At 59.7% G+C, this 18221-nt stretch carries 15 protein-coding genes; 5 read left to right on the plus strand and 10 right to left on the minus strand.

All coding sequences use genetic code 11. From position 1 onward, the window contains the following. Positions 1-67: 67 nt before the first annotated feature. The 3 genes from J5W70_RS01725 to J5W70_RS01735 all read left to right on the plus strand — a co-directional run bounded on the left by J5W70_RS01725 (position 68) and on the right by J5W70_RS01735 (position 3625). The gene (locus tag J5W70_RS01725; protein ID WP_022397772.1) at positions 68-1159 is read left to right on the plus strand and encodes an LptF/LptG family permease; all 1092 of its coding nucleotides are present in this window, start codon (positions 68-70) and stop codon (positions 1157-1159) included. Between the two features lie 75 nt (positions 1160-1234). Continuing rightward, complete coding sequence (der, locus tag J5W70_RS01730) at positions 1235-2629, plus strand: ribosome biogenesis GTPase Der (protein ID WP_215832887.1); 1395 nt, start codon at positions 1235-1237, stop codon at positions 2627-2629. Positions 2630-2647: 18 nt separating this feature from the next. After that, on the plus strand, positions 2648-3625 hold the full coding sequence (locus tag J5W70_RS01735; protein ID WP_022397770.1) for an ABC transporter ATP-binding protein: 978 nt from the start codon (positions 2648-2650) through the stop codon (positions 3623-3625). Between the two features lie 50 nt (positions 3626-3675). On the opposite strand, the gene J5W70_RS01740 is transcribed toward J5W70_RS01735, so the two are convergent. From J5W70_RS01740 to J5W70_RS01785, 10 genes are all read right to left on the minus strand, one after another. Continuing rightward, positions 3676-4350: a four helix bundle suffix domain-containing protein gene (locus J5W70_RS01740; protein ID WP_257228533.1), complete on the minus strand. Its 675-nt coding sequence runs from the start codon at positions 4348-4350 to the stop codon at positions 3676-3678. Positions 4351-4398: 48 nt separating this feature from the next. Beyond that, entirely contained in the window at positions 4399-5028 is a 630-nt protein-coding gene (locus J5W70_RS01745) for a CatA-like O-acetyltransferase (RefSeq protein ID WP_022397768.1), read from the minus strand. 4 nt (positions 5029-5032) lie between these two features. Further along, entirely contained in the window at positions 5033-5758 is a 726-nt protein-coding gene (locus J5W70_RS01750) for a DUF805 domain-containing protein (RefSeq protein ID WP_215832889.1), read from the minus strand. Beyond that, positions 5755-6255 carry a DUF805 domain-containing protein gene (locus J5W70_RS13000; RefSeq protein ID WP_215833038.1) on the minus strand — a complete coding sequence of 167 codons (501 nt, stop codon included), beginning with the start codon at positions 6253-6255 and terminating at the stop codon, positions 5755-5757. Before J5W70_RS13000 ends, J5W70_RS01750 begins: the two co-directional genes overlap by 4 nt. A gap of 171 nt (positions 6256-6426) precedes the next feature. Next, positions 6427-7245: a DUF805 domain-containing protein gene (locus tag J5W70_RS01760; protein WP_146019504.1), complete on the minus strand. Its 819-nt coding sequence runs from the start codon at positions 7243-7245 to the stop codon at positions 6427-6429. A gap of 37 nt (positions 7246-7282) precedes the next feature. Then, positions 7283-10108: an ABC transporter permease gene (locus tag J5W70_RS01765; RefSeq protein WP_022397765.1), complete on the minus strand. Its 2826-nt coding sequence runs from the start codon at positions 10106-10108 to the stop codon at positions 7283-7285. Then, positions 10105-10851: an ABC transporter ATP-binding protein gene (locus tag J5W70_RS01770; RefSeq protein WP_022397764.1), complete on the minus strand. Its 747-nt coding sequence runs from the start codon at positions 10849-10851 to the stop codon at positions 10105-10107. Before J5W70_RS01770 ends, J5W70_RS01765 begins: the two co-directional genes overlap by 4 nt. A 15-nt stretch (positions 10852-10866) precedes the next feature. After that, a complete protein-coding gene (locus tag J5W70_RS01775) occupies positions 10867-13089 on the minus strand; it encodes a TonB-dependent receptor (protein ID WP_180973239.1) in 2223 nt (740 codons plus the stop codon). Positions 13090-13209: 120 nt separating this feature from the next. Further along, the gene (locus J5W70_RS01780; RefSeq protein ID WP_022397761.1) at positions 13210-14097 is read right to left on the minus strand and encodes a prephenate dehydrogenase; all 888 of its coding nucleotides are present in this window, start codon (positions 14095-14097) and stop codon (positions 13210-13212) included. Positions 14098-14183: 86 nt separating this feature from the next. Beyond that, positions 14184-14750: a hypothetical protein gene (locus J5W70_RS01785; protein ID WP_102721878.1), complete on the minus strand. Its 567-nt coding sequence runs from the start codon at positions 14748-14750 to the stop codon at positions 14184-14186. 397 nt (positions 14751-15147) lie between these two features. On the opposite strand from J5W70_RS01785, the gene J5W70_RS01790 reads away from it, so the two are divergent. Continuing rightward, a complete protein-coding gene (locus J5W70_RS01790; RefSeq protein WP_180971081.1) occupies positions 15148-17760 on the plus strand; it encodes an MFS transporter in 2613 nt (870 codons plus the stop codon). Next, entirely contained in the window at positions 17750-18214 is a 465-nt protein-coding gene (locus J5W70_RS01795) for a deoxycytidylate deaminase (protein ID WP_022397758.1), read from the plus strand. Before J5W70_RS01790 ends, J5W70_RS01795 begins: the two co-directional genes overlap by 11 nt. Positions 18215-18221: the final 7 nt, after the last annotated feature.

Raw genomic sequence — 18221 nt, forward strand, 5'->3', positions numbered from 1 at the left:
ATTGTTCCGTGCGCGTGATTGACTTGTCCGCGGCCTTCGGGCAAAATCTCCGGCACGGTTTTACTGCATGAAGATCTTTGACAGATACATTGCCCGCCAGCTGCTGGGTGTTACGGCCCTGGGGGTGATGGCCCTGAGCGCCCTGCTGCTCCTGGGCAACCTGTTCAAGGAACTGCGCCCCCTTCTGGTGGAAAACAAGGCGCCCATCAGCATCGTTCTGGAATTCATCTTCCAGGTAATACCCTTCTCGCTGATGTTCTCCATTCCATGGGGATTCCTGACGGCCGTGCTGCTGGTATACGGACGCCTGGCCTCGGACAACGAACTCACCTCCATGCGCATGTCCGGCATGAGCCTGTGGCGTCTGAGCGCCCCCGCCATCGCCATCGGCATCGCCCTCTCCGGCCTCTGCTACTGGATCAACATAGACATCGCGCCCCGCGCCAAGCAATCCATTTCCGAACTGCTCATCAAGGCCGCCTCCATCAACCCGAAGGGGCTTCTCAATGAAGGACAGGCCATCACCAAATTCGATAATCTGGAAATCTACATTGACAAGCGCGTGGACGACGTCATCCACGGCATGCACATCTATCAGAAGGCGGACGACAAATCCCCCGCCGTGGCCATGCACTCGGAACGCGTGACCATGGACTTCTCTCCCGAGAAAAAAACCCTTTACCTGCACCTCATCAATCCGCTCATCACCACGCAGGAAAAGGACTCCATCTCCCAAAGCGTGACCATGGATGAAATGCCCCTGAGCATCAACCTGGACAAATCCCGCTCCCGGCGCATCAAGGCCAACCGCTTCACCAACCGGGAAATCAGGGAAGCCCTGAACACGCCCGGCTATCTGGATAAAAAACAGACCACGGAATTCGCCACGGAACTGCCCAGGCGCGCCTCCTTCTCCCTGGCCTGCATCGTCTTTGCCCTCATTGGCGTGCCCCTGGCCATCAACACCCGCAGAAAAGACACCTCCACGGGATTTGCCCTGGGCATCCTGATCGCCTCCCTCTACTTTGTGGCCCTGATCTTTGCGGACCTGTCCCGGAAAAGCGACACGATGCTCCCCTACATCCTGCTATGGCTTCCCAACGTCATCACGATCGCCGTGGCGCTGTACCTTCACAATCAGGCCAGGCACAAGGGATAAGCCCCCGGCGGAAGCGCCCGCCGTTGGCGCGGAATTAGCTTTCACAGCTCCGGCCCTTCGGGTAACATGGCGCGCATGCAGCACGTCCCCACCATCGCCATCGTAGGCAGGCCCAATGTCGGGAAATCCGCCATCTTCAACAGAATGGCCGGAAGGCGCATCGCCATCGTGCATGATGAACCCGGCGTCACTCGCGACCGGCTCTCCGCCCCCTGCAAGATTACGGACCGCGCCTGTAAAATCATGGATACGGGCGGCATCGGCGCGCGCCTGAGCGACGGCTTTGCGGAACAGGTGGCGGCAGAGGCGGACATAGCCATGAAAACGGCGGACCTCATCCTCTTCGTGCTGGACTGCCGGGACCACCTCACCCCCATTGACCAGAGCATTGCGGACCACCTCCGCAAGTCGGACGTTCCCGTCATCCTCCTGCTCAACAAGGCGGACCATGAAAAGCAGGACCTGAACCTGGGCGAATTCGCCGGACTTGGCTTTGACGACCATATCTTTCTCTCCGCCGCCCACGGCAGGGGCTTCTCCGAACTCGCCTCCCGGCTGGACGACTTCCTCAAACAGGAGGGCGCCCCGCTGAAAGAAGAACTGGAGGAAGAACCGGAAGACGGGGAGGACGCCGCCCCCCCCATCAAGGTGGCCGTCGTTGGACGCCCCAACGCGGGCAAATCCTCCCTGGTCAACGCCATCCTCCGGGACAAGCGCACCATCGTCTCCGACGTGGCGGGCACCACCCGCGACGCCATTGACGTCCCCTACCTGCACGACGGCCAGCCCTACGTGCTGATCGACACCGCCGGCATGCGCCCGCGCTCCCGGCGGAACACCTCCGTGGAAGTCTTTTCCGCCATGCGCAGTGAAAAAGCCATCCGCCGGGCGGACATCTGCCTGCTGGTCATTGACATTGCGGCAGGCATCACGCAGCAGGACCGCCGTATCGCCGGCATCATTGCGGAGGAAGGGAAACCCTGCATCATCATCGTGAACAAATTCGACCTCTTCCACCCGAATGCCCCGCGCAAGGACCGCATGGCGGAAGTGGAGGAACAGGTGCGCAGGGAACTCTTCTTCATCAACTATGCGCCCTTCATCGCCACCTCCGCAAAAAAAGCGGAGGGCGTGGAAATCATCTTCAAGGTCATCACGCGCATCCGCCGGGAATCCCGTAACCTGCCCACCACCGGACAGCTCAACCGCCTCATCCAGCTTGCCCAGCAGATGAACCCTCCCGGCACCGCCAGCGGCTCCACCAGAAGACTGAAAATCTACTACGTCACCACGGCGGTGGACCCCAAGTACAACACCATTCCCGTCCCGCGCTACGTCCTCTTCGTCAATGACAAGAACCTGCTCACGGACAGCTACTCCCAGTACCTGCGCAACAAAATCAGGGAAGCCTACCCCGCTCCCGGCATCCCGGTCATCTTCTCTGCCCGCTCGCGCGTGCGCAATGACTGACAATCCCGCCTTCTCCGCATGCTCTCCGTCAGGAACCTCAGCGCCTCCTTCCACACCAGGGCCGGCATCGTCCGGGCGGTGAGAAACGTGTCCTTTGACGTGGCGCCGGGGGAAACGCTCGGCATCGTGGGGGAATCCGGATCCGGAAAATCCGTCACCTGCTACTCCATGATGGGGCTCATCCCAATGCCTCCGGGCCGCATTGAAAGCGGTTCCGCCATGCTGGACGGCACGGACCTGCTTCATTGTCCGGAAAAGGAACTCCGTTCCATCCGCGGCAAGCGCATCTCCATGATCTTCCAGGATCCCATGTCCTCCCTCAACCCGTACCTGACCATCGGGGAGCAGGTGGCGGAACCCCTCGTCATTCATGAGGGAGCCGGCAAAAAAGAGGCGCGCGACCGCGCGCTGGAACAGCTTGCCCTGGTAGGAATACCGGACGCGGAACAGCGCATGGACGCCTATCCCCATCAATTCTCCGGAGGCATGCGCCAGCGCGTCATGATCGCCATGGCCCTCATCACCAGGCCGGAAATCCTCATTGCGGACGAGCCCACTACTGCCCTTGACGTCACCGTGCAGAAGCAGGTGCTTGACCTCATCAGAAAACTTCAGCAGGACATGGGCACCTCCGTCATCCTCATCACGCATGACCTCGGCGTGGTGCGCCAATATGCGGACCGCATCAACGTCATGTACGCAGGCCGCATTGTTGAAAGCGCCCCGGCGCGGGAGCTTTTGGAACATCCCCGGCACGCCTACACCAGGGCCCTGATGAAATCCATTCCCGGACTCCATGCGAAAGGCTCTCCCCTCTACACCATTCCCGGACTGCCCCCCAACATGATGCAGGAACCTTGCGGATGCAGCTTCCGCCCCAGAAACACCCTCGGAAACCCGGAACTCTGCCTGACGGACCGGGAGCCGGAGCTGGTGGAAATATCTCCGGGGTACTCAGTCCAGAACTGTCCGGGATGCCTGGCCGGGAATCAGTAAAACCTTGGAAGAAGAATAGGGCCTATGGGGCTCACAGGAAACTTTAGGGATTATAGGGAATTCCCATCATCACCCCTATCACCCCTATCACCCCTATCACCCCTATCACCCCTATCACCCCTATCACCCCTATCACCCCTATCACCCCTATCACCCCTATCACCCCTATCACCCCTATCACCCCTATCACCCCTATCACCCCTATCACCCCTATCACCCCTATCACCCCTATCCCTTCTCATCCGGCTCATTCTTTCCCTCATCCCCCCTTCTCTAAGAAACTTCCCCTCCAAAAACCTGAGCTGCCGCATTAATAAATACTTGGCCTGGAAAATCAGGCAAATGGCCATATTGGCCACCACCTCCGGCTGCCTTGTCCGGGCCAGTTCCAAAAAATAATCCCGGGCCAGACATTTATCCGCACCCTTCTTTCTGACAAAAAGGGACTCTCGTGAATCCTTTTCCCACACGGGAAAGCCTCTCACTCTCAAAAAGTCTTCATAATCACTCAGTAATTCATCCAGACTGGCTCTGGCTACATTCATCAGCTTGATTTCCGTTTCCATGGAGACCAGCCCCGCCTCCTTTCCCTCCGCAATATTCTGCTTTCCGGAACGGGCAGCCTGAACCATCTGATCAACCGTCCTGTCGCGAGAAGACAAGTACGCCTTACAAAAATAATAGGTCAGATCATAAATCTGCTCCGCCTTTCTGTAGGAAAGCAGAGACCGGTAATCGCCGGAAGGGGCAACAGGGAAGCCATGCGTCCCAGCCTAAAACCCGCAACAAAAACAATCAATATTTTTATAAAAATTACCAACATGGACCCCGTCCACCAGCACATGGTTCGCCTGAATGGCCACGGGCATCATCAGCCTGCCGGAAACGTCCGCCTCCATCTTCCCCCAATGGATGAGGGGAAGGTACTGCCCCCGGAACACCCTGTAGGCGCTGGCCACCTGCGTAAATGGAATCCACGGCAGGCAGCTGAACACGGCAATATCCGTCCGATGGCAGGGATTCGCCCGGGCCGGAGCCTGCTTGGCCGCCTGAATGAGCGGAACGGCATGCTCCAGAAAATCAGCCAGCTCCGCCCGGTACTCTACTAAAATCTGGGTGAATTCCCCATCCGCCGCCAGCACCGGAACCAGGGCGTCCACGGATTCATATTCCCACACCTCTCCTTCCTCCACCCTCTGGCGCAGTTGGGGAATCTTATTCACCGCCTTCAACAGCACAAACAGGCACAGGGCGAAAAAGGAAATCCCCTCCTGTTTCGCATAACGGTACAAGGCATCCACCCGCACGGGAGACGTGATGGAAAACATGGGACATTCAAACGTCTGGAAATACTCGTAATGGGACCTTCGCGGCCAGGAAGCGATTTCTATTTTCTTTTTCATGCACTTATTTTCTATTCCAGGAAGGCTCTCCATAGATGTTTTTGCGCTTTTGCTCCGGCAGCAAAAGACTGAACAGGACGGGAGCAGTCAAGACAGCTATGCCCGTAAATATTCCCCCTACAAGATCCCAGCAAAAGGACATTGCCAGAAACTTTCCCTTAAAAGAACAAATCAGGACTGCTATCCATACCGGCCAGACGATCGCCAACCAGCCCCCATCCAGCCCGGCATCATGAAAACGTCTGACGCCCAGCGCAATGAAGCAAAACAAGAAGAAAAACAACAGCAACAACCCCGACAGAAGAGCAAAAAGCATCCCAAAAGGAAGAGGTTCAAAAACATCGCAGGCTCCACAAAAACAAACTATCCAGACGAGAGGAGCAGACGCCAGAAGTGCGCCGTAGGTAACAGCCGCTTCCCGGCGCGAGGAACGGGACTGCATCACCAGCAGGGAAAAAAACCACTTAAAACGACTTCTTCTGCCGCATTTCCATATTTTGCCCACTTTCATCCATTCCCCGGTTCCGGAATACCGCTCCTTGAGCAACTTCCATTCCGGCGGAGCTCCCGGAATGTCTCCTATCCATATCCAGTCTTCCGAACGCTCCTCCCTGACCATCAGTCCCAGCGGTAATCCGGCATAGCGGACTTCCCTAACCAGGAAATCAAAATCGGACGGCCCATGCAATTCCCCATCCGGCGTATGGTAATAATAACGTTTCACAATCACTCCTTTCCTTCCGTTCTTTCCCCGGTTCGCCCGGAAATGCCGGACCGGCTGTTGCCGGGAACACATCCCAGCGCAAGCGGCGCCACGGCACAAAACAGAAACATGCAGAAAAACATGGCGCCGCAAATTAAAAGGGAGGCATTCCCTCCCGCCGCAGCCCGCGCCCATCCGTACACATGATAAAAGCCCGTCTCCGCACATCCCAAGGAAGCCGCGTAAACGGGAACCGCCCAGAGGAGGCCCAGATCAAGATCACGGAGCCTGCGAAAAACAAGTCCCAGGCATGGAACAAGCATGGCCGCACTCAAACACGCCAGGTTTATTCCATGCTCAGCCGTTACCATAAAACGCGGATGAATACTCCCATTCACCGCGGCCCAATATCCTGAAAAAACCAGCGTCCCCATGCACGCGCCATAAAACAGCCACGCGTATAAATATGAGGCGCTGGAAATGCGGCCGGACCAAGAAAACAGCCACCTCCATCTTGCCGCCATCCATTCAGGCAAGCTGAACTTCCTTTCAGAAAAAGGACCAGGACTGGAAGAAGACAGGTTCACGGGAAAGCCCTTTCAGTCAAACACGCATTACGGGGTTTGTCGATATTATCCTCCCTTTCCGGCGAAGGGAAAAATCCCCGGTTCTTCTCTGTCCGGGAAACGGAACGGTCATACCTCCGGGGGATGACCGTATTGATTTTCCTTCTTCGTACCGGGAAACAGGCCCAGCAGCGCAACAACCCAGGTTCCGGACAACACGAAAACGGCCACTCCCATTCCTCCTGCCGCCATTACTCCGGCCTTTCCTGCATGTGCCATGAACATTCCCCACGCATCAGACTGGAACAAACGACCAAACAACCATTCTACCGGCAAACTGCCAGCCAGAAGGACAAAAGGAAGAACAAACGACCAACCGCCCGCCAGGGACAAGTCATGAAGCCTTCTCCAACACAAGGCAAAGAATTGAAGGACAATTAGCAACCCCAGCAACAATCTCAAGAGCAGGAAGATGAAGAACAAACAGGAAAACACGTCGATTCCCGGCATCAGGGGAGGAAGAGCAAGCCCCAGCAGAATCTGGGCAACCGCCAGCCCCAGGCAATCCGCCAGCGTCATGGACAGGAAAACGGACAGGCATTCCCGCCGGGAAGCGCGTCCGGAAAAGACGAATGCCATTCTCCATGATCTCCGATAATAATACCGGAGACGCTTCCAAAACGACAGACCGGCTACCTCTTCCGGCGGAACAGACATCACGTTCGGATAAAATCCGGTTCCCGTTTCCCTTTTCACTGCCTCCGCCAGGGCAACCCATTCTTCACCATCTACTGGACGGATCATCAAATGATCAGGCAGACCGCCCCATTTTACCTCACAGGCCAGAAAATCCAGTTCAGCAGGACCATGCAATTCTCCATTCCGGTCATGGTAAAAATATTTCATTCTAAAGTATACAGCTGATCCTATTTGCTTAATTTTCAGCAATCAATACTTTTTTCGACAAATATAATCCAGAAGGCCCCTACCCCTCCCGGACGGAAAGCAAGTCCGTCACAGACGCGCGCTTCATGCGCCACGCAGGCAGAAGGCACGCCAGGGAGGAAAGGGCCAGCACCAGAAGCACCGCATACCCCAGATGGGCCCAGGGCATCGTGATGGGAGGAGTGACGATGCCGAAGTGATAGCCGTATTCCAGAATCTGGATGGAGCACCAGGCTCCCAGCACGCCCAGGGCCAGGCTCATGACGACGGCGCACAGGGAGACCATCAGCGTCTCCGCCCAGAGCATCCGCATCACCATGGCGGCCGGCACTCCTACCGCCCGCATCAGACCGAATTCCCGGCGGCGGGACTGCACGGAGGCCAGAACAGTATTGAGCACGGCCAGCACGGCAATCACCATCATGATGATGGGAAGCTTGCTCATCGTAAAGATCACGTCGTCACCGCGGCTGGTGACGCTCCCCCCCAGGCTTTCCCGGGTCAGGGCCTTCACCAGCGGCTTCACGCCTTCCCCTTCGTTCTCCTGCTGCCTCACCTTCATCAGGGCGTATTCCCCCAGGTCGTTCTGGAGCTCCAGGTTGCTTACCCCGGGGGCGGTGTCCCCCCAGATGAACTGGAACCCCTGATGGCCGTATTCCTCCTTGAGCCAGCGTTCATCGGCAATCGCCAGGGCCGCCACAAAGCCGCCGCGGCGCACGCGCATGCCGCTGGTCTTGGTCAGCCAGTGCCAGCCGGGGAAGGAGACGACTCCCGCCACCTTCCAGAGTTCCCCCTGCATGCCGGGGCCTCTGCCCCGTCCGTGAGCTCCGGCAGACGGAGCATTCCCGGAACGGCGCCCCTGATGGGACGGATTCACCAGCATCAGGTCATCCCCGGCCTTCAGCCCCACCGTCCGGGCAAAGGTATCCGGAATCAGCAGGGAACGGGTGGATTCCAGCATGGCATAGGCTTCCTGCGGGTTGCCGGAAACGAACACGGGCCTGAACAGGGGATGGCTTCCCTGAGCCATCTCCGCCACGGGAATGCCGGCCAGCACGATGGAGCGGTTGCGCATTCCGGAAAAACCTGGGGTCTTCATCTGCGCCGGGGCAATGTCCGGTTCATCCACGTAAATGGGATACATCCGCGAATTACGCAGGCTGGGCCGCGCCATCAGCTCCGGAACGTCCGCAGGCTTGAACTCCGTATGCAGGAAGGAAACCAGCGTTCCGGGCGTGGACGTATCCGGAGAGAAGGGAACCAGCATGGAATATCCCCACGTCTGCACCCCTACAAAGAGGGACAGGCCCACGGACATGGATACGGCGGTTCCCACGGAACGGCTGAGGTTGCGGCTGAGCTGCACTTTCAGGAAAGAATGCGGCACGCGCAGCAGCAGCCCCGTGATCCATGACCCGGCCCACTCCGTCACGCGCACGAAGGCGGGAGCCAGGAACAGCGCACCGGCCACCAGGCCGGGATACCCCAGCCAGAAAAAGATCCACTTGCGCGTCTCCACCTCCAGGCCCGGCAGAAGCAGGGCCGCAGGCTGGAGGCACACGCACGCCAGCCCGGCGATCACGGACCACACGGGAACGCGGCTCACTTTCCCGATGAATCCGGAAGAGGGCACGGCCGCTTCCAGCGGAGACTGGCGGGAAGCGCGCCATGCGGGAATGATGGAAGCCAGCAAGGCCCCCCCCACGGCGCACGCGGCGGCAGCCAGCACCGTCGTCCAGGTCAGGACGGGGACCGAGGAAGAACCTTCCTCCAGAAGGTACACCAGGCAAAAGCCGGCGGCCAGGCCGCCCAGCAGCGCCGGAATGCACAGGAAAAGCCCCTCTCCCACAATCAGCAGCGCGATCTGCATGCGGCTCATCCCCAGCGCACGCATCAGGGCCAGTCTGCGGGTGCGCTCGCTGACGCCGATGCTCAGGGTCGTGAAAATGATGAAGACGCAGGAGAACAGGACGAGCCAGACGGACATCTCCGCACTCTCCTTTTGGGAACGGACGGAACGGTCGCTGGAAAGCCGCTGGATAATGGAATCCGTATCCGCCACCACGGCGGAGGCCTGGGCCAGCTCCTGCCGGAGGCCGTCCACAAACTCCTTTTTGTCCACCCCTTCCTTGAGCTGAACGTAAATCAAATTGGGGGCAAAAGGCTGGCCCGTGATTTTTTCACACACCTTTACGGGCACAAAGAGGGAGGAAAAAGCCGGTCCGGACATGCCGCCCGGTCCCATAATGACGCCGGGAGTAGCTTTGGCCTGCTTGACGATGCCCACGACCTTCACGTCGTACACGTGCGTTCCCACGCGCACGTTCATGACGGTTCCCACGCCCGCGCTGAAATACTTGGCGCTTCCGCTGCCCAGCACCCCCTCCATGGCGGAGGAGGAAGCCATATCCGGCCAGACGCCTTCCTTCAAATCATAAGGACATTCCACGGCATGGTTCCCCACCAGGATGGGACTCTGCGGAGGAATCCCCATGCGGTCGCGCGTCTGCTCGTCAAAGCTGCCGCGTTCATTCCCGCAGCCGATCTGGAGGCGGGGCACCTGGCAGGCGGCGTTCACGGATTCCACCAGGGGGGAGGCAGCCAGGCGCGCGGCCAGATCCGGATCACTGAACCGCGGGTACTGCCCGGGGGGAAGCGGCCCTTTGGGCGCCTCCGGCACCAGGCAAAGGTCATAGCTGCCCATGTAGGCCTCCGCGTCGTTATCGAACTCCTTGACCAGCGTATCATAGCTCCCCATCATCCAGACAATGAGGCTGACGGAGACGAGGATGGCGAACACGCTGACCGCCACACGGCCGGGGTTGGCGCGCAGGTCCCGCCAAATCAGTTTGAACAGCAGCGTCATAAGGCGTCATTCAGCGTGCGTTCATAGAAGGAGGACAATTCTACAGGTCCGGCAAATTCCGCCGTGGGCCTGTCGTCCACGATGCGGCCGTCCTTGAGCACAATCACGCGGTCCGCCCACATGGCTACGTCCGGCGCATGCGTCACCAGCACGAAGGCGCAGCCCTGCGTACGGTGCAAATCCCGGAACAGGTCCCCCATGAGCCGGGTGTTTTCAGAATCCAGATTGCCCGTGGGTTCATCCGCCAGCACCAGCGCCGGGCCGGAAACCAGCGCACGGGCAATCGCCACCCGCTGCTGTTCCCCGCCGCTGAGCGTATCCGGCATGGCGTGCCGGCGGTGGGACAGCCCCACTTTTTCAATCATGGCGTCCAGAGTGGAAGAGGCCACTTTTTTGCCCCCCGCCAGGGAGGGCAGCAGGATGTTTTCCTCCACGTTCAGGGTTCCCACCAGGTTGAACATCTGGAAGATGAACCCCACGCGGTCGCGCCGGTACACTGTCAGGGCGGCATCAGACATGGAGCCGAGGTCCAGCCCATCCACCGTCACCGTGCCGGAATCCGGAGGCAGCAGCCCCCCCAGCACGTTCAGCAGGGTGCTTTTTCCGGAGCCGCTCGCGCCCATGACGGCGACGAACTCTCCCTGGTTCACGGTAAGGCTGATGTCTTTCAGCACGGCTATGTCCTCGGAACCGGACTTGAAGCTGCGCTTGAGGCGGGTGACGGAAATGACGGGGGAACTCATGGCTGGAAGGAATGGTTAGAAGGTAGTCTTCACGCCTACTTCAAACGTGCGGGGCTCTCCCACCGTGCACTGCACGGCGTGGCGGGTGGACTGCACGTATTTCTTGTCGAAAATGTTGTATACGGCCAGCCTCAGGGTGGCATCCTTCAGCCATTTGGTTTCCGGCAGGGGGATTTCCACCGTGAAGTCAAACACGCTGTAGGAAGGTATGGTATAATTATCCGCAATCTTTGCACCGCGGAACGTGGCATAGTAGGAATCCTTGCAGCGGTAGCCCAGGCCCAGCACCGTGCCGTTCAGCAGGCCGCCGTCAATGCGGTATTTCTGCCAGAGGGCCAGCGCATTCGGAGCGATGGTGGGATACACTTCCCCGGAGGTCCGGTTCTTGGTGCGGGTGTAGGTGTAGGAAAGGTAGGAACTCCAGTTCTTGGTGATTTCCCCGTTCAGGGAAAGTTCCACGCCTTCCGCCCTCTTGGAGCCGTCCGAATAGTACCGGTTGGTATATCCGTCTATGGCTACGGGAGTGTTATTCTGGATGATGTCAAACCAGGAAGCGGAGAACCACACCTTGTCCACCGGGCTGACCCGGAAGCCGAATTCCATCTGGTCCGTACGCCAGGAATCGGTCAGTTCCTTCCCGTTTTCATCCAGATACCCGAAATTGGGGGCGGAAGTACGGGCCGCATTGGCGAACAGAGCTACGCGCTCACCGAACATGCGGGTAATTCCGAAACGAGGGCTCCACGCAAACGCGTAATTGTTGTCCAGGCTGAAATGCGCGTCCCCGCGCACGCCGGCCAGGAAACGCCACTGTCCGTAGCTAAGGACATCCTGCAGCAGGACGCCCGCCCGCTGAACCACGGTATCCGTCGCATTGGCTCCGGAATAGTCGCGCCCGGCGGGGAAAAAGGGCGGAGGATTGTACAGGGAGAAATAGCCGTTCGTGTTCGCGGTAGCGTTCGTCACCAGGCTGGAACCGTCGCCATAGGTGCTGCTCCCCGTGTAGGAAACGCCCATCAGGGCTTCATGCTCCACCTGTCCGGTCTTGAACTCCGCCAGCGCGTTGGAATAGAAATTCCAGTTGATGTTCCACTCGTCGCTCCACGCGGCTTCGTATTTGGCCTTTCCGGAAGCAATCATCTGGTTGTAATAATCCTCCGTGCTCATTCCGCGTCCGGCGGAAGAAGAAATGCCCCAGACATTGTAGTCCACATCGCTGTACCCCATGCCGCCGCCGATGCGGATTGTCCAGACCTTCTCCAGCTTGCGCTCGAAATCCAGCATCGCCAGCAGGGATTTGGAATTGAGCCTTCCGCTCGGAGAACCGTACCAGGCGTCATACGGCCCCACAAAGTGGCCGCCCAGCACGGGGATGCCCATCGTCGTCGGCGAATTCTGGTACTGGAAACTGGTCGTCAGCACCGTCTTGGTACGGGAATCATGCTGCCAGCGGAAAATGGGGGAAACCGTGTACTTCTGGCCACCGTTGGCTCCGTTGCTCAGCCAGAACGGGCGTTCATACTCGGCGGCTACCACCGTGCGCAGGGCAAAACCGTCCGTTTCATCACCCCTGTACCGGGTGTCGTCAATAGTTACGCGGTACTTCTGCCCGTGATGGGAAAGACGGGCGTAAGCCGTCAACTCCGTCCGTTCCTCAAAATCAGGCGCCTTCAGGATCAGGTTAATGGAACCGCCGGCGCCGTATGCTCCGAGCGTACTGGTCTGGCCGCCGGAAATGGACCCGATGGGGCCTTTGACAATTTCAATATTTTCTATCAGGGACGTATCCATGCCGTATCCCATGCCGCGGGGAAGAGGCATGTTGCCTATCTGCACATCGGTGCCGGCAAAACCGCGGATGGTGTACTGGTCCGCCGTGCGGGACAGCAGCATGTCCCCTCCCGTATTGACGGAGGAATCCATGCGCAGGGCCTCCACCAGGGAATCGGAACCCTTGGAATCCATCAGATCCCGCGTAATAACGTTTACCGTTTGCGGAACTTCTTCCGTCTTCATGTTCGTGAGGGTGGCGGAACTGACCGTCTCCGCCCGCAGGGACTTGGAACGGATGGTCATCACGCGTTCCGGCATTTCCTGCACGCCCTCCTCTGCGGCGGCGGGTTTAGTCTCGGCATAGGCGGACTGCCCGAGGACAAGCAGGCTCCCAATGGCGGCGGCACGGTGCAAACCGCGCCCCTGGCGACGGCGGCGCGGGGTATTCATGTTGGATAAACGCATGGGGCAAGTATAAAACGGAACATCGGGCCGTCCATCCCGGATTATTAACAATTTGATAACAGGCCGTTCCTTTCCCTTCCTGCAAAGGCACATCCGGCAGCAAAACGCCCCCGGCGCCTCTCACAGGCCAAGAGCCTGCGCCCGGCTCTCCGCCGCGGCCTTCAGCCATTCCCGCAGCGCCTCCTTGTCTCCGGAGGCCAGCCGGTTCCGCACCTCCCCCAACTGGGACAGGGCTTCGTCCAGCCGGTCCAGGACGGCGGGGGCATTCTCCGTCAGGATTTCCGCCCACATGGACGGTTCCCCCATGGAAACGCGGGTGGTGTCGCGAAAACCGCCGGCGGACACCAGCCCCAGCAGCTTCACATCCCCCCCGTCCAGGGCGGTGTGGACGCACAGGGCGGACAAGGCATGCGGGATATGGGAAATGCGGGCTACGGAAGAATCATGGTCCGCCGCTTTCATGCGGATGCAGTGGCAGCCCACGCGCTCCCAGAACCGCTGGAGCAGTAGCAGCATGTCTTCATGCACGTGCTCGTCATTGGTCAGAATGCACGTGGCGTCCCGGAAAAGCTCCCCGGAGGCATGCTCCATGCCCTGCTTTTCAGAACCGGCCATGGGATGGGAGCCGATAAACGCCACGCCGGTTTCCGTCAGAGCGGAACCCACGGACTGGTGGACGCAGCCCTTCACGGAACCCACGTCCGTCACCAGCACGCCCGGTTTCAGCAGGGGGAGCATTCCGGAAACGAGGCGGGACATCACGCCCACCGGGGTAGCCAGCACGACCAGGTCCGCGCCTTCCACCACCTCTTCCAACCGGGTGGAGGCGGCATGGGCGGCTCCGGAAGAGCGGGCATATTCCAGCGGCTCCTCCCTCCTGCCCCACAGGCGCACGTGGACATGCGGCAGCTGCTTCCTGACGGCAAGCGCCAGGGAACCGCCCAGAAGGCCGGGGCCGAGAATGGCTACGGAGGAAAAGGAAAGCTGTTTTCTGGAAGCTTCGCTCATGGTTTCACAGGGGGTAGAATACACCAGCGCCCCGGAACATACAGCATGTTCAGGGGCGCGGGCATCATCTTTTCGCGGCGGCCGCATCAGGGCACGCGGAACTTCTTGATCTCGTTCGGGAAGTTGGTGTCCCGCAGGACGGTACCGGAAGGGTAGGGCTTGTTGGTGCCCCGGTTCAGAATCTTGATCTTCTTGGTGCGGTCATACGGGCTGACCACCACCGTGGGGTCCGCCGTGGGCCACGCCACGGGAATGGAGGAGGCAGTGGAGGGCTCCACGGGCCTGGGAGCGGCAATGCCGGAATTGGCAGAGTCACTCACGGGATTGGGAACGACAGGCTTGGGCGCAACGGGCGGCGGAGGCGTGATATTGTTGGTGCCCCCCACCATGTTGCCGATGGTGCCGGAATTGGTCTGGGCCGGATCCGGATTGAAGCCGGAATTCTGACCCGCTACCGGATCCAGAGAATTTTCACGCTGAATCTCATTCAACAGGCTGCTGCCCTGGGCGCCCATGGCGCCGGAGCCGGACGGATAGACATTTTCCGTAGGATAAATGCCGATGGGGCGTTCATTCACGCGTTCCGTTTCACAGGAAGGCAGAAGGATTGCGCCTGCGGCCAGCAGCACGCCTATCGTCTGGGAAGTATTCATATGATCTCTCTTCGGGTGATAGCTTTCTGCCAGCATCCTACGGCCCCCTACCTTCATGTCAACCATAAAGCCTGTTTGCCGAACCGCTTCATGACAAGGATTCTCCGGCTTCCGGCCCCTCATCCGTGCAAAGCCGTACGGGGCTGCGGCGCTCCACGGGGGTTTTCAGGCCCGGTGGCGCGTCCTCCGCTTCACTGCGGGAATACACGCTTTCACCTCCGTCCGGCCATGGCCGTTCCACCGTCCCCGCATCCTTTTCCTTTCCAAAAATCGGGAAAAAGCCTCCTGCACGCCTTCCCCGGAGCGCTCCGGTACGGAAACAGATTATCCTTCCCTACCCCCTGTGATCTGCTACAATCCGCCCCACATGGATGACGTACAGACATCTAAGAAAAAAATGCCCTCAAAAAAGGAATGGAGGGGCTTTTATTCCCTGATTCTCATTCAAGCCCAGAACGCCTTCAATGAAAAAGCCGCCCAGTTCCTGCTGATTCCCCTGGGCGTCTGGCTGGCCGCCAACAGCGCCGTGTACGGGCCGGACTCCTGGGTCAACTCCCTCCAGTACATCCTTGCCTGCATCTTCGTACTGCCCTACATCCTGTTCTCCCCCTTCGTCGGCTGGCTGGCGGACTGCTTCTGCAAGGCCCGCATCATCCAGTTCATGTCTTTCCTCCAGATCCTGGTGCTGGGGGCCATGTTCCTGTGCTACAAGTATGAGAACATTGAAATGGCCGTCTTCTGGTTCTGCGTCTTCTCCGTCCAGGCGACCATCCTGAGCCCGGCGAAAAAGGGGGTGGTGAAGGACATGGTGGGCTCCCGCCAGCTTGGCTACGCCTCCGGGCTGATGGAAATGAGCCTCATCCTGTCCATGCTGGCGGCGCAGATCGGCATCTTCGTCTGGTTCGACATCCTGCAAGTTTCCTCCAACGACGGCTGGGAAGCCGCCGCCTTCCCCACGCTCATCCTCACCTGCATCGCCGTTCCCGTAGCCATTGCGGCCCTGTCCCTTCCCCGGTACCCGGCCAACCAGACCCGGAAATTCGAGTGGAAGCTCTTTTACGAGCACTTCGTGCAGCTCAAGTACCTGTGGAGTCAGCGGGACCTGAGGCTCAGCGAAATCGGCGTCTCCTACTTCTGGTTCCTGGCCGGGGCCCTGATGCTCATCTCCCTCCAGATCGCCCAGGAGCACCCCATTGACGGCACCGGATTCAGCATGTCCGCGGCCATTCTCATGGCGTGGCTCAGCGGCGGCACGGTGGTGGGCGGCGTCATAGCCTCCATCATTTGCCGTAAAAAAATTGAACTGGGCCTCATCCCCCTGGGCGCGATCGGCTTCACTATCGGCTGCATCTTCCTGTCCTTCTTCGCTCCTGGCTCGCTGCCCAGCAACATCGGCTTCGGTATCACGGGAGCCTTCGCCGCCGCGTACCTGGTGCCGCTGAACGCTCACCTCCAGGACAACTGCGATCCCTCCAACCGCAGCACGGTCATCGCCGCGGGCAACCTGATGGACTGCCTGATGGGCCTGGTGGCCGTCGGCTTCCAGCTCATGCTCAGGAACATCTTCTCCATCCAGAACCAATTCTGGGTGCTGGCCGCCCTGGGCGTGGTCATCACGATTGTGGCGTTCCGTCTCATTCCCCGCGAATTCATCCGCATGATGGGCCTCTGGATCATGAGGATCGTCTACCGCTCCCGCATCATCCACCAGGACCGCATTCCGGAGGACGGCGGAGCCATCATCGTCTCCAACCACGTCACGTACGGGGACGCGCTGTTCCTTTCCCTCATCTGTCCGCGGCCCATCCGCTTCATCGTGGCGGAGGAATTCGTAGCCATCCGCTGGCTCGGCTGGATTCTGGAACTCTTCAACTGCCTCCCCATTTCCTCCCGGAATCCCCGGGAATCCCTGTCCAAGGCCATTCAGGCCCTCAAGGCCGGAGAAGTGATCTGCATCTTCCCGGAAGGCCAGCTCACCCGCACGGGCACCCTGTGCGCCGCGCGCAGGGGGCTGGAAATGCTGGCGAAAAAATCGCGCTGCCCCATCGTTCCCATCTACATGGACGAGCTGTGGGGGAGCATCTTCTCCTACTCCGGCAACCGTTTCTTCTCCAAGGCCCCCCTCCATGTCCCCTACCGCTTCACGGCCGCCATCGGAGAACCCATTGCGCCTGATGCCGTCAACCCCCGCATCGTCATCAACACCCTGCGGGAGCTCTCCTCCACCTGCCTGGAAATTGCCGCCAGCATCGGCAGGGACACCATCCTGAACCACCTGGAGCGCATCGCCCACAAGCCGCTCGTTTTAGCAAAAAACGCGCGGCTCACCGGGTATGAAATAGCCGAATGCCTGATGAACGACACCGTGGAGGCGGACCACCCGGAACTCAGGAAGTGGCTGGCCACCCTGCTGGACAGCTCCCGCTCCCAGAGCCGCCTGTGCGACTTCTGGATGAACGCCCAGCAATTGGAGCGCGTGAACTCCCTCCAGCCCCGGGAACTGCTGCTCACCAGCGTGGGGCATGACGAAGTGCATGAAACGGTGGCATCTGTCCTGTGGCCCATCCTCACCAGCACCCCCGTGTACCTCATCAGCGACGGAGACCACAGCATGCCGGAGGGCATCAAGCAGGTGACGGGCTCCGACTTCCTGCGCCGAAGGCTGTACAGCCTGGTTCCGGAAACGCGCACGCCGTTTTACGATTTCAGCGGCTCCGGAGACCTGGTGCTTCCCAACATCGGGTGGCGCCCCTGCTTCGCCACGGACCGCGGCATCATTCTGGCCATGTCCATGAAAAGGAGCGTCTTCAAGCTGGATGACGGCACCGTGCAGCTCGGCATGCGGGCCAGAACGCGAGGACGCCTTCTCCCGGGCTTTTACCTGAATCCCCCCCTCTCCAACGTTATCGCCGGGGCTACGCTCCCCACCCCATATTCCCTGCCGCCCAACCTGTATCTGGACGAGTCAGGCTTCCTGGCGGAACTCCAGTCTTCCAACCATGAACAGTAACTCATCATCCCGCCTCCCCATTCCGCAGTATGTAATGACGCTGGCGCATGCGGCCGCCCTGCGCTCGGAAGACCCCTACCGCAAGGTGGGAGCTGCCGCCCTGGATGCGGACAACCGCGTGATCGGCACCGCCTACAACGGCCTGTACCCCGGCTTCAAGGCACAGGACACCTTCTGGGCCAGCCGGGACGAACGCCAGAAATACATGCTGCATGCGGAAATCAACCTGTGCAGCCTGTTCCGCAGGGGGGAGGCGAAGGTGGTGGCATGCACCACGATGCCCTGCACCTCATGCATGCAGGCGCTGTGCGCCCATGGCGTTAAAACCATTTATTACTGCGAGCCGTATGACAAGTCCGAGGCTCCGGCCATTGCCAGCCTTTACGGCGTGGAGCTGATCCAGGTCACGGATTACCCGCTCAGCCAGCACTTTCCCCTCGTCCTGGACTGCTGATCTGCGG

The sequence above is a fragment of the Akkermansia massiliensis genome, assembly GCF_018847375.1.
Taxonomy (GTDB): Bacteria; Verrucomicrobiota; Verrucomicrobiia; order Verrucomicrobiales; family Akkermansiaceae; genus Akkermansia; species Akkermansia massiliensis.

Bases quoted from the DNA above. Each gene is read 5' to 3' on its own strand.
- J5W70_RS01745 (WP_022397768.1), bottom strand. From the start codon at position 5,028: ATGAAAAAGAAAATAGAAATCGCTTCCTGGCCGCGAAGGTCCCATTAC.
- J5W70_RS01770 (WP_022397764.1), bottom strand. From the start codon at position 10,851: ATGAGTTCCCCCGTCATTTCCGTCACCCGCCTCAAGCGCAGCTTCAAG.
- J5W70_RS13000 (WP_215833038.1), bottom strand. From the start codon at position 6,255: ATGGCGGCAAGATGGAGGTGGCTGTTTTCTTGGTCCGGCCGCATTTCC.
- J5W70_RS01780 (WP_022397761.1), bottom strand. From the start codon at position 14,097: ATGAGCGAAGCTTCCAGAAAACAGCTTTCCTTTTCCTCCGTAGCCATT.
- J5W70_RS01795 (WP_022397758.1), top strand. From the start codon at position 17,750: ATGAACAGTAACTCATCATCCCGCCTCCCCATTCCGCAGTATGTAATG.
- J5W70_RS01790 (WP_180971081.1), top strand. From the start codon at position 15,148: ATGCCCTCAAAAAAGGAATGGAGGGGCTTTTATTCCCTGATTCTCATT.
- der (WP_215832887.1), top strand. From the start codon at position 1,235: ATGCAGCACGTCCCCACCATCGCCATCGTAGGCAGGCCCAATGTCGGG.
- J5W70_RS01785 (WP_102721878.1), bottom strand. From the start codon at position 14,750: ATGAATACTTCCCAGACGATAGGCGTGCTGCTGGCCGCAGGCGCAATC.
- J5W70_RS01725 (WP_022397772.1), top strand. From the start codon at position 68: ATGAAGATCTTTGACAGATACATTGCCCGCCAGCTGCTGGGTGTTACG.
- J5W70_RS01735 (WP_022397770.1), top strand. From the start codon at position 2,648: ATGCTCTCCGTCAGGAACCTCAGCGCCTCCTTCCACACCAGGGCCGGC.
- J5W70_RS01775 (WP_180973239.1), bottom strand. From the start codon at position 13,089: ATGCGTTTATCCAACATGAATACCCCGCGCCGCCGTCGCCAGGGGCGC.
- J5W70_RS01765 (WP_022397765.1), bottom strand. From the start codon at position 10,108: ATGACGCTGCTGTTCAAACTGATTTGGCGGGACCTGCGCGCCAACCCC.